Source organism: Mycolicibacterium palauense, from assembly GCF_002592005.1.
Lineage (GTDB): Bacteria > Actinomycetota > Actinomycetes > Mycobacteriales > Mycobacteriaceae > Mycobacterium > Mycobacterium palauense.
On record NZ_NVQF01000046.1, the window covers coordinates 33,253 to 44,868 of the forward strand.

Genomic DNA, 11,616 nt, shown 5'->3' on the forward strand with positions numbered 1-11,616 from the left:
GTCAGCCCGCTTCCCGGCCGGCCTTCTCCCGCGCTTCCTTATCCATCTGGGCGGCCTTCACGCGACCCTCGTTGATCTCGGCCATCGCCTCGGGGATCTCCCCGGCGGTGAACTTGCCGCGACCGGTGGGCAGCCCGCCGAAGGAGTAGGTCTCGTCGAACAGCGGCGCATCCGACGGCGCCCGGCGCGCCTCCACCTTCTCGATCACCGGCTCCAGGCGCTTGTTCTTCTCGGCGACCGCCTTCTGGTCGCGCTCGATGAACTCGGGCAGGATCTCCTTGCCCATGATCTCGATGGACTCCATGGTGCCCTCGTGGCTGCGCGGGTTGAGCAGCAGGATGATCTCGTCCACGCCGCTGGCCTCGTAGCCGCGCAGGAACTCACGCACGGTCTCCGGCCCCCCGATCGCGCCGCGGCCGGGTCCGTAGGCCAGCGACGGATCGTCCTTGACCGCCTGCTCGTAGCGTTCCCAGACCTTGGTGCGTCCGGGGGTGTGCATTCCGGTCAGGTAGTAGTGCATGATCCCGAAGGAGAAGAAGCCGCCGCCGATGCCCAGGCGCTTGAGGGCCTCGTCGTCGGACTTGGCGACCATCATCGACAGGTCACCGCCGATGGCCAGGATGTTCGGGTTGATCGCCGGGGTGACCGGGGCGCCCTTCTCCTCGAACTCCTGGTAGTAGCCCGCGACGCGCTCCTTGAGCGCCTCCGGGCCGGTGTAGGCGAAGCTCAGCGCACCGATGGCCTTCTGCGCGGCCATCTGCACCGACGACGGCCGGGTGCAGGCGACCCAGACCGGCGGGTGCGGCTTCTGCAGCGGCTTGGGAACCACGTTGCGGGCCGGCATCTCGATCTGCTCACCCTTGAACCCGCTGAACGGCTCCTCGACCATGCACCGGATCGAGACCTCCAGGGCCTCCTCCCACTGTGCCCGCTTGTCGGCGGGGTCGACGTTGAAGCCGCCCAGTTCGGCCACCGAGGAACCCTCGCCGGTGCCGTACTCCACCCTGCCGTTGGACAGGTGGTCGAGGGTGGCGACGCGCTCGGCGATACGGGCCGGGGGGTTGATCGCCGGCAGGAGGTGCATCACGCCGAAGCCGAGCCGGATGTTCTTGGTGCGCTGGCTCGCCGCCGCGAGGAACATCTCCGGGGCCGTGGAGTGGCAGTACTCCTCGAGGAAGTGGTGCTCGGTGAGCCACACCGTGGAGAACCCGGCCTTGTCGGCGAGTTCCACCTCGTCCAGGCCGTGCTGGAACAGTTGGTGCTCGTCGTCCTCGGCCCACGGGCGCGGCAGTGGGAATTCGTAGAACAGGGAAATCTTCATCGGTTTTCCTCCTAGATCAGGTCGAGGTCATGGGTGCTGATTGGGTGCGGATCGGGTGCTGATGGTTGGGATCGTGGGACAGGGCTGGTGGGCAGGGCCGGTGTACTAGGTGGTCGGCACCGCCCGGATCGGGTGGCGCACCCGGTGTTCGGCGATATGGCGGGCGGCGACATAACCGAAGGTCATCGCCGGCCCGATGGTGGCTCCGGCACCGGCGTAGCTTCGGCCCATCACCGCCGCCGAGGCGTTCCCGACCGCGTAGAGGCCCGGGATGCTCCGTTCGGTGGAGTCCAGCACCCGGGCGAACTCGTCGGTGCGCAACCCCCCCGAGGTGCCCAGATCACCGAGGATTATCTGGAACGCGTAGTAGGGCGGCTTGGTCAGCGGGTACAGGTTGGGGTTGGGCAGAGTCGGATCGCCGTAGTAGTTGTCGTAGGCGCTGTCCCCCCGGTTGAAGTCGTCGTCGTGGCCCTTGCGTGCCAGTTCGTTGAACCGCGTCGCGGTCGCGCGCAGCGCGGGCTCGGGCACACCGATCTTGGCCGCGAGTTCCTCGAAACTGTCGGCCTCCTTGACGATTCCCGACTCCAGCCACGCCTTCGGGACCTTCCAGCCGGTGGGTACCGGGGCGAACGGGATCTTCGGGATCGGGAGGTGGCCACCGACGACGTAACGGTGGAAGGACCGCGTGTCGGTGATCAGCCAGCACGGGATGTGGGTGATCCCGGACTGTTGGCCCTCGATCATCGCGTGCGCGAAGTCCATGTAGGGAGCGGCCTCGTTGACGAACCGTTTGCCCGCACCGTTGACCACGAACTGCGACGGCATCATCCGTTCGTTGAGCATGAACTGCAGCCGGCCGTCGGGCCAGCACATCGCCGGGAACCACCAGGCCTCGTCGAGCAGGTCGGTGGCGCCGCCGGCCTTCTCCCCGGCCCTGATCCCGTCGCCGGTGGCCGCGGGATTGCCGAAACTCCAGTCCTTCTCCAGCTCGGGCAGGTGCTCGCGCCGCCACTGCAGGTCGTGGTCGAATCCGCCGGCGGCCACGATGACTCCCCCGCGGGCACCGATGCGCCAGGCCCGGCCGTCCCGCTCCACGACGGCACCCACGACGGTGGCGTCGGGACCGTCGGTGTCGGTGATCAGTTCGGTCATCGGCGTCGACAGCCACAACGGGACTCCGCGATCCTTGAGGGCCAGCCGGAGCCTGGCGGCCAGCGACTGCCCGATGGCCGCCATCCGGTCCCCGAACACCCTGGCGCGGAACATCCGCCAGATCAGCTTGACCAGCACCGCCTTGCCCCGCCAGTTCTGCCTGACCTGGTAGAACAGCCGAAGATCCTTGGGTGCGAACCAGATTCCCTTCGGGGCCAGCGCCAGGGGCTGCAGCAGGTGCCGTTCGTCCTCGCCGAGCTCACGCAGGTCGATGGCCGGGACGTTGATGGTGCTGCCCAGGGCCGATCCGCCCGGCAGCTCGGGGTAGTAGTCGGCATAGCCGGGCTTCCAGACGAATTCGAACCAGCGGCTGCGGTCCTCGAGGAACTCCATCATCTCCGGCGCCGCGTCGACGTACTTGCGCAACCGGGCGTCGCTGACCAGGCCGCCGGTGATCTGCTTGAGGTAGCCGAACACCTCGTCGGGATCCGGGGAGTACCCCTCCCGGCGCTGGGAGGGCGCGCCCGGCACCCAGATCCCGCCGCCGGAGAGCGCCGTGGAACCGCCGAATTGCGGCGACTTCTCGACGACGAGCGTGTCCAGCCCGGCGGCCTCGGCGGCCAGCGCCGCGGTCATACCGCCGCCGCCGCTGCCGATCACCAGGACGTCGACGACGTGGTCGAAGCCGGTCGGGTCGAATGCCTTGGCGCTCATGCGGGCACCGCCGTGCGGATCGCGAAGCCGGCGATCAGTTCGGGAGCGGGCCGGTAGTAGCGGGCGTCGGTGCGGTAGGCACCGCCGGCCGCCAGCGCGGCGAAGGCCGCCACCCAGGTACGGACCTCGTGTGCGGAGTTGCCGGCCTCGGCGGCCATCCACTGCGCGGTCCACGAGTCCACCTCGGCGAGCCGGTTGTCGTCGACGAGGTCCAGGAACGCCCTGTCCCAGTCGGGGTTGAGGGGCTGCAGGGCCGATTCACCGTGCGCGAAGTCGTGTGCGGCGGTCATCACGGCCTGCTGGCGCGCGGCGCGCTGTTCGGTGCTCATCGGGGCACCCCGCACGATTCGGTCCAGGGCCGCCGGCGGGGCGGTGGCCAGTGTCGGGACGGGCGGGTCGTGGGACAGTCCCCCCGACCCGACCAGCAGGATCCGCTGGGGAGCGGTGCCATCCGCGGTGGTCGCGCTGGTGGCCTCAAGGTTGACAAGAAATTCTCCGATCGCGGTACCGAGGGCACGAACGCGGCGCATCGGGGCCAGCGGGGTGGCCACGGAGTTGACGAACACCGGAATGATCGGGCGCGCGGTGGCGTCCCCGAACAGCGACTGCAGCGGCTGGACGGTGCCGTGATCGACGTCCATGCCCGCCGAGATCGCCACGTCCACGCCGGCGTCGAGAACCGCGGCCGCGCAGGCGGTGGCGAGGTCCGGGTCCACCCGCAGCGGCCCGGACTGGGTGCCGTAGTCGCCGACCCCGGTGGCCGCGGTACCGATGCAGAACGGCGGCATCAGGCGGTAGAAGAAACCGTTGTAGTGGTCCGGCGAGAAGGTGACCACCAGGTCGGGGTCGAACTCGGTCACGAACTCCCGCGCCCGGTCCAGCGCGCCGCTGATGTCGTCGAGCAGCTCAGCCGAGGGTCCCGGAAGATTCAGCAGCGGGCTGTGCGACATGCAGCACAGGGCCAGTTGCGCCATTGTTTTCACCACCTTCCACCGGCGACGGGGCGCGCAGCGTCAGCTCCGCGAAGATCTGCGCACTGAGTTCGGGGGCACGCTGGGCGATGCAGGCGCCGGCGATACAGCGGTCCGGACGCAGCACCAGCACGGATTCGGCATGTACGTCGAAGAACTTCTTGAGCGCACCGGTGCGGTCACCGACCACGATGACGCCGTCACCCTCGTCCCCGTCGGCCGTCCAGTGCAGCTGGGTCAGGGGCCGCGCGGCGATGAACGTGGCACCCAGGGCTTTCCAGCCGGCGAATGCCTCCGACCCCAGCAGCTTCCGCGGGTCGTTGTTCCAGCACAGCACGGCGAAGCCGGGACCGATCACGTCGTCGAGCAACAGGTTCTGCTGCCCGCGGGTGTCGACCCGGGGCTGGATGAACAGGGTGCCCACGGGCGATCCCGGCGCCGGCGGTGTGCTGGCGTGCACCACCGCGCCCTGCTCGTAGCGGGGCATCGGCTTGAACCGCATCTCCAGCACGTAGCGCTTGAGGGTGGGCACGACGGAGGCCGCGCGGATGGCGATGTCGCGCAGCCGCGCGACCTGGCGGTTCGTCGGCGAGATGACCCGGCCGACCATGGTGGACAGGTCGATCATCGCCCGTGCATGCTTGCGCCGCTCGACGTCGTAGGTGTCCAGCAGCGCGTCGGTGGCGCGCCCGTTGACCACCGCGGCCAGCTTCCAGCCCAGGTTGAACGCGTCGCGGATGCCGCTGTTGTATCCCTGGCCCTGCCATACCGGCATCAGGTGTGCGGCATCGCCGGCCAGCATCAGCCGCCCCTTGCGGAAGGCACCCGCGATGCGGGAATGGTGGGTGTAGACCCGGTGCCGGATGATGTCGACCCGGTCGGGGTGCGGCACGAACCGCGCCAGCAGCTTGGACACGAACTCGGGGTCGGAGGCCAGTTCGTCGGGCTCGTCGTCGTGGATCATGAACTCGAAACGCCGGATTCCGTGCGCGATCGAGATGGAGGCGTACGGCCGCTGCGGATCGGCACCGACCTCGCTGTTGGGGTGGCCCAGCGGATCGTTGGCCAGGTCGATGACCACCCACCTCGTCGGCGAGGTGGTGCCCTCGAACGACACGCCCATCAGACGGCGGGTGGCGCTTCGCCCCCCGTCACAGCCGACCACATAGCGCGCCCGCACCGTGGATTCGGCATCCGACGCGTCGGCCACGGTGACGGTGACACCCTCACCGTCCTCGGCGCACTCGGTCATCCGGGAACCCCAGCGGACCCGGACGTGGTCGAAGCGGTCCAGGCCGCGCAGCAGTTCGGCGTCGACCATCGGCTGGACGAAACCGTTGCGCTTGGGCCAGCCGAAGCGGGCGTCCGGTGGCGCCATCTCCACCAACAGGCGACGGTCGGCGTCGAAGAACCGCAGGATCTGGTTGGGCACGGTGTGGGGCAGCACGGCGTCGACCAGCCCGATGGACTGGAACGTGCGCAGCGACTCGTCGTCGAGACCGACCCCGCGGGGATAGTCGATGAGGGTGTCGCGTTCCTCGACGAGCAGAGTGCGAACACCCTGCCGGCCAAGGACATTGGCCAGGGTGAGGCCGACCGGACCGGCCCCGACGATCAGGACGTCAACGTCTTCGCGGACGTCTTCACGGACATCTTCGGGCGAGACGCTCACGCCGACCTCCCGAGCAGGAAGTCCAGGTGCAGCCGGTTGAACGTCTTGGGATCCTCGTACTGCGGCCAGTGCCCGCAGCCGGCCATCACCTCGAACCGCGCGCCCGGGATCATCGAGGCGATCCGTTGCCCCTCGCTGACGTCGGCGGTGGGGTCATCGCTGGTCCAGAGCACCAGGGTGGGCGCGGTGATGGCGCCGTAGTCGTTGGGGCCCATCAGGTTACGGGCGCGGATCTCGGGATCCTGCAACGCCATGATGTCGCGCATCGCGGCGACGAAGCCGGGCAGCCGGTAGATGCGCTGGCGGCTGGCCACGATGTCGTCGTAGTCCTTGGACTTGTCGGCCATCAGCCATTTGATCCTGGCCTGCACGGTCTCCCAGGTCGGATCCTCCACGGCCGCCATGGACAGCGTGATGATGCGTTTCATCACCTCCGGGTCGGCCTGCGAACCGCCGGCGGTGTTGAGTACCAGGCGCCGGATGCGGTCGGGATGGGCGCTGGCCGCCCGCGAGGCGACCCACCCGCCCAGGGATTCACCCGACAGGCTCACCTGCTCGGCGCCGATCGCGTCGAAGAACGCCAGCAGGTGCTCGACGTAGTGCGCGATCTCCAGGGGATGCCCCGGCTTGTCGGTGTAGCCGTGGCCGAGCATGTCGATCGACCACGTCGAGAAGTGCTCGGCGTGCGACTCCAGGTTTCGGATGTAGGCCTCGGCGTGGCCGCCGGATCCGTGCAGCAGTACCAACGGCGGTTTGTCGGGGTCGCCGGCGTGCAGGTACCGGGTTCGAACTCCCCCGGCGTCCAGGTATCCCTGCGAGAACGGAACGCCCTGAAGATCGCTCCAAATGCTCTCGAACTCTGCCACTAAATGCCCCTCTGCCTGCGAATATGACATTCTCTTTTTCTGCGACCGATGTGTGCTAATATCGGACACCAATGTGCACTATCTATAGAGCATCACTCTCAGTGTGATGTCTGTCAAGGGAGCACCCGCCGCGGATCGGCCGCCGGCCAATGGGGCCGCCGACCGTGAGTCGGTGACGACGACGCCCGGCTCGCAGACCCTGGCCCGCGGCCTGATCGCGTTGCAGGCCGTGGCGGGCACACCGGACGGACTGACGGTCCAACAGGTCGCCGACAAGATCGGCGTGCACCGCACGATCGCCTACCGACTGTTGTCCACGCTGGCGCAGTTCCGTTTCCTGGCCAAGGCCGAGGACGGCAGGTACCGGCCGGCGTCGGCGCTGGCCACGCTGGGCGCCTCCTTCGACAACAACCTGCGGGGCACCTGCCTCCCGCGGCTGCGCGCGCTGGCCGACGAACTGTCGACCACCGTGTCGCTGCTGGTCGCCGAGGGTGACCAGCAGGTCGCCATCGCCGTGATCGTGCCGACCCAGCTGTCCTACCAACTGTCCTTCCACGAGGGCAGCCGCTACCCGCTGGACCGCGGGGCGGCCGGGATCGCGCTGCTGGCCAGCATGCCGCCGCGGCCCGACGAGCGTGACCTGGTGACCCTGACCCGGGAGCGGGGCTGGGTCATCACCCACGGCGAGGTGGAGCCGAACACCTACGGACTGGCCGTCGCCGTGCACCGGCTGCCGCCGGCGCCGCCGACCTGTCTGAACCTGATCTCACACCGCGAGGACGTGGTTTCCCGGGGAAGGGACGCGGTGATCCGCGCGGCTGAGGACCTCTCGGCGCTGCTGAGCTGACGCGCCGTCTACCGAAAGGATTGGCACTGTGAGCAATATGGGGAGCACTACGTTGGGCGACACCGCCACCGACTGGGACCGCGAGGTCGACGTCATCGTCCTGGGCACCGGCGGCGCCGGGCTGACCGCCGCGCTGGCCGCCGCCGTCGACGGCGCCGAGGTGGCACTGTTCGAGAAGGCCCCCACCGTCGGCGGAACCACGGCGGTCTCCGGCGGGATCGCCTGGATTCCCGCCCACCACCGCTCGCCCGACGCACCGCTCACCGTCGAGGACGCGCTGGCCTACCTGCGCGCCCAGTCGTTCGGCGCCATGGACGACGAGCTGGTCGAGACGTTCGTGCGCAGCGGACCGGCGATGATCGACTTCGTCGAGGCGCACAGCGACATGCGCTTCGAGATCGCCACCGGCTTTCCCGACTACAAGCCCGAGCTTCCCGGCGGTCGGCCCGGCGGCGGACGCTCACTGGGCCCCGCGCCCTACGACGTCAGCCGCGTCCCGGAGTGGCGGGACCGCATCACCTCGTTTCCCCCGGACTTCAGCAATGTCGGCATCGACGCCGAGACCCGCGCGCGCCTGCACGGCGACATCGTCAACGCCCAGGCCAACTCCGAGGACAGCAGTTCGGCGGACATCGTCATCGCCGGCACCGCGATGATCGCCGGCCTGCTCAGGGGCGTGCTCGACGCCGGTGTCGTGCCCGTCACCGAGGCCCGCGCCGTGCAGCTGCTGGGCTCCGACGGCGCCATCACCGGAGCGCGGATCGCGCTCGGGGACACCATGATCGACGTGCGGGCCCGGCGCGGCGTGATCCTGGCCAACGGCGGATTCGAATGGGACACCGACATGGTGGAGGCGTTCCTGCGGGGGCCCATGCACGGGCCGGTGTCGCCGCCCTACAACACCGGCGACGCGCTGCGGATGGCGATGGCCCACGGCGCCGACCTGGCCAACATGGGTGAGGCCTGGTGGGTGCCGGTGATCCAGATCCCCGGAGACACCATCGAGGGCCACCAGCGCAGCCGCAGCGTCCGGCTGGAGCGGACCCGCCCCCGCAGCATCATCGTCAACCGGTCGGGCCGCCGCTTCATCAACGAGGCCTGCGACTACAACTCGATGGCCGGGGCCTTCCAGTACCTGCACCCCCGCGACGGCTACGTCAACGACCCGGCCTGGATCGTGTTCGACGACCAGCACCTCAAGCGGTACGGATTCCTCGGTGTCGAACCCGACCAGGAGGCCCCGGACTGGTTCTGCAAGTCACGCGATCTCGCCGATCTGTCCGAGAAGACCGGGATCGACGCCGACGGGCTGGCGGCCACGCTGGCCGAGTGGAACCGGCACGTCGCCGGCGACGACTGCGAGGGCAGCGGCGGCCAGCCGCACGACCCCGAGTTCGGGCGCGGCGCCAGCGCCTACGACGGCTACTGGGGCGACCCCGCTGCCTCGACGCCGGCCGGGCGCACCCTGGGCCCGCTGGACACCCCGCCCTACTACGCCGTGCCCGTGGCGCTCGGCGCGATGGGCACCAAGGGCGGTCCCCGCACCGATCGCGACGGCCGGGTCATCCACGTCTCGGGCGAGGTGATCAAGGGCCTGTACGCGGCCGGCAACGCCATGGCCGGTGCGACCGGCCGCGCCTACGGTGGCGCCGGCGGAACGCTGGGCCCGGCGATGGTCTTCGGCTTCCGGGCCGGACACCACGCCGCCACCGGCGAATCGGTGAGCTAGTACCGGCCACCGGGGCTGTCGACAATCCCTGAATCACAGCCCCGGAGGGCGGTCTCGGCGGGGAGGGGCGGGCGCGCCCCCTACCGTGCGCCCTACCCGTGAGTCCCACCGTGAGTCCTAGGTCGTCAGGCCCGGCCGAGAAAGAAGTGCGCCGCCCGGGCCAGCGAGTCCTCGACGGGCTCGGGTTTCCAGCCCAGCTCACGCTCGGCCTTGCTGTGATCCAGTTCCGACATCAACTCGGCCATCTTGACCCCAGGCAGGGCGATCGGCAGCAGGTCGCGGCGCAGCAGCGACACCAGCGCGTCATTGGTGCGCGCGGCCGCGTAGAACGCCCACATCGGGATCCTCACCCGCGGCCGCGCGACGCCCGCGGCGTCGGCGACCACGCTCTGGATGTCGTACATGCTCATCATCTTCTCGGAGATGATGTAGCGCTCACCGACGCGGCCGTGGTCGGCGGCCAGCAGCATCGCCCGGGCGGCGTCCTCGATTCCGACCACCTCCAGCGAGTGGTCGACGTAGGCGGGGAAACGGCCGGCGGCGACCATGGCGATCTGCGAGCCGTGCGGCGTGGGCTGAAAGTCGCCCGGGCCGTACGTCGTCGAGATACACAGCGCCACAGCGGGTAGACCCCTGTCGTTGGCGTAGGCGAACAGCAGGTCCTCGGCGGCCACCCGCGATTCGATATACGCACCGCCCTCGGTCCAGTTGTGCGGGTCCTCCTCGGTCACCGGGCGGGTGTCGCTGATCGCCAGGGTGCCGATGGTGCTGGTGAACACGAACTTCTGCAGGCCCGCGGCGATCTCGGGCTCAGTGGCGACGTCGAGCACGCTGCGCAGACCCTCGACGTTCGTGGCGAACAGCGGGGCCGGATCGCGCAACCACATCCGCGCGTCGACCACGCAGTAGTAGATGACGTCGCAGCCGCTCATCGCCGCGCGCAGCGCCTCGCGGTCGAAGAGATCGCCGTAGCACCGCTCGACGTTGAGATCGTCGATCGCCTCGGTCGAACTGGTCCTGCGCAGCATGACGCGGACGTCGTCGCCGCGTTCCACCAGCTGGCGGGTGACGTGTGAACCCAGGAAGCCGCTGGCGCCGATGACGAGTTTCTTGCCCGATTTGCCGGTCGAGTTCCCGGTGAATTCACCGGTCGACTCAGCGGCGGACTCAGCGTTGGACTCATCAGGAGACACTGGCAGCACCCTTCCGCACGGCTTCGCGCACCTTGAACTTCTGCACCTTCCCGCTGGCGGTCCGGGGCAGCTCATCGATCCGGCGCAACTCCTCGGGCCATTTCTGGCGGGCCATCCCACAGGCCAGGAAATGCGCACGCACGTCCTCCAGCCCGGGCAGTTCGTGTCCGGGCTGCATGCGCAGCACCGCAGTCGCGTGTTCGCCGTAACGCGGGTCGGGCGCGGCGACCACCACCGCCTCGGCGACACCGGGCATGCCCAGCAGGGTCTCCTCGACCTCGACGGCACTGATGTTCTCGCCGCCGCGGATGATGATGTCGGACTTGCGGTCGGTGATCGTCAGATACCCGTCCTCGTCGAACTCCCCGATGTCGCCGGTGTGGTACCAGCCCTCGTCGTCGAATGCCCGTGCGGTCAGGGCGGGGTCGGTGTATCCCAGGCACAGGTCGGGCCCGCGGGAGAGCACCTCACCGTCGTCGGCGAGGCGAACCTCCACCCCGGACAGCGGACAGCCGTCGGTGTAGAGGCGCTTATCCTGCGGGGCGTCGTAGCGGGAGCCGGTGATCGACGGGTGCTCGGTGCTGCCGTAGGAGCGGTAGGTGTTGATTCCCTTGTCGTTCAGCCGCCGGGTCACCGCGACCGGGACCGTGGAACCGCCGAGCCCGACGGTACGTACCCCCGACAGGTGTTCGTCGGTGAAGTCGGGGTGGTCCAGCAGGCTGGTCACGAAGTAGGGCGGCCCACCGCCGAGGGCCAGCCCGTCGCTCTTCATCAGCGCCAGCGCCGTGCCGGGGTCCCAGACGTCGGCCAGGTGGATCGGTTGGCCGCCCAGCAGTGGCATCAGCAGCCCGCCGACCATCCCGATGAAATGCCCGACCGGGGTGGCGATCAGCTGCTTTCCCATGTCCGTTCGGTTCTGCCCGACCAGTTGATGGGTCTCGTGTACGAGGCTGTGGTGGCTGTGGATCACCCCTTTCGGTGCGCTCGTCGTGCCGGAGGTGTAGGCGATCAGCACCGGCCCGGCCGGATCGGTGGCGAGCACCCCCGCCATCGGCTCGTCGGCCAGAAGTTCCTCGAAGGCATGGATATTCGCGCTCCCACCCACCAACGCTGGGTCGCTCCCACCCACCAACGCTGGGTCGCTCCCACCC

General features: G+C 69.2%; 9 protein-coding genes. 2 read left to right on the forward strand and 7 right to left on the reverse strand.

Features of this window, described 5'->3' with window-relative positions; genetic code table 11:
- Position 1: 1 nt before the first annotated feature.
- The 5 genes from CSR00_RS18050 to CSR00_RS18070 all read right to left on the reverse strand — a co-directional run bounded on the left by CSR00_RS18050 (position 2) and on the right by CSR00_RS18070 (position 6,696).
- Positions 2-1,321, reverse strand: a complete 1,320-nt coding sequence (locus tag CSR00_RS18050; RefSeq protein ID WP_099023800.1) for an LLM class flavin-dependent oxidoreductase — start codon at positions 1,319-1,321, stop codon at positions 2-4.
- A 105-nt stretch (positions 1,322-1,426) separates the two neighbouring features.
- Positions 1,427-3,187 carry an FAD-binding protein gene (locus tag CSR00_RS18055; RefSeq protein ID WP_099023801.1) on the reverse strand — a complete coding sequence of 587 codons (1,761 nt, stop codon included), beginning with the start codon at positions 3,185-3,187 and terminating at the stop codon, positions 1,427-1,429.
- Positions 3,184-4,161, reverse strand: a complete 978-nt coding sequence (locus CSR00_RS18060; RefSeq protein WP_099023802.1) for a 3-carboxyethylcatechol 2,3-dioxygenase — start codon at positions 4,159-4,161, stop codon at positions 3,184-3,186. The genes CSR00_RS18055 and CSR00_RS18060 overlap by 4 nt, the downstream gene beginning before the upstream one ends.
- Complete coding sequence (locus tag CSR00_RS18065) at positions 4,094-5,830, reverse strand: bifunctional 3-(3-hydroxy-phenyl)propionate/3-hydroxycinnamic acid hydroxylase (RefSeq protein WP_099023803.1); 1,737 nt, start codon at positions 5,828-5,830, stop codon at positions 4,094-4,096. Before CSR00_RS18065 ends, CSR00_RS18060 begins: the two co-directional genes overlap by 68 nt.
- Positions 5,827-6,696, reverse strand: coding sequence for an alpha/beta fold hydrolase (locus CSR00_RS18070; protein ID WP_099023804.1), 870 nt, complete (start codon positions 6,694-6,696; stop codon positions 5,827-5,829). Before CSR00_RS18070 ends, CSR00_RS18065 begins: the two co-directional genes overlap by 4 nt.
- 106 nt (positions 6,697-6,802) lie before the next feature.
- Here CSR00_RS18070 and CSR00_RS18075 point away from each other — a divergent pair, with 106 nt between their 5' ends.
- Positions 6,803-7,543 carry an IclR family transcriptional regulator gene (locus tag CSR00_RS18075; RefSeq protein ID WP_099023805.1) on the forward strand — a complete coding sequence of 247 codons (741 nt, stop codon included), beginning with the start codon at positions 6,803-6,805 and terminating at the stop codon, positions 7,541-7,543.
- Between the two features lie 37 nt (positions 7,544-7,580).
- On the forward strand, positions 7,581-9,272 hold the full coding sequence (locus tag CSR00_RS18080) for an FAD-dependent oxidoreductase (protein WP_099023806.1): 1,692 nt from the start codon (positions 7,581-7,583) through the stop codon (positions 9,270-9,272).
- A 125-nt stretch (positions 9,273-9,397) separates the two neighbouring features.
- Here CSR00_RS18080 and CSR00_RS18085 read toward each other — a convergent pair whose 3' ends face one another.
- The gene (locus tag CSR00_RS18085) at positions 9,398-10,372 is read right to left on the reverse strand and encodes an NAD-dependent epimerase/dehydratase family protein (RefSeq protein ID WP_245906215.1); all 975 of its coding nucleotides are present in this window, start codon (positions 10,370-10,372) and stop codon (positions 9,398-9,400) included.
- A gap of 82 nt (positions 10,373-10,454) precedes the next feature.
- Positions 10,455-11,616 (reverse strand): AMP-binding protein (locus tag CSR00_RS18090; RefSeq protein WP_141564396.1); only part of this gene is annotated, 1,162 nt, incomplete at its 5' end.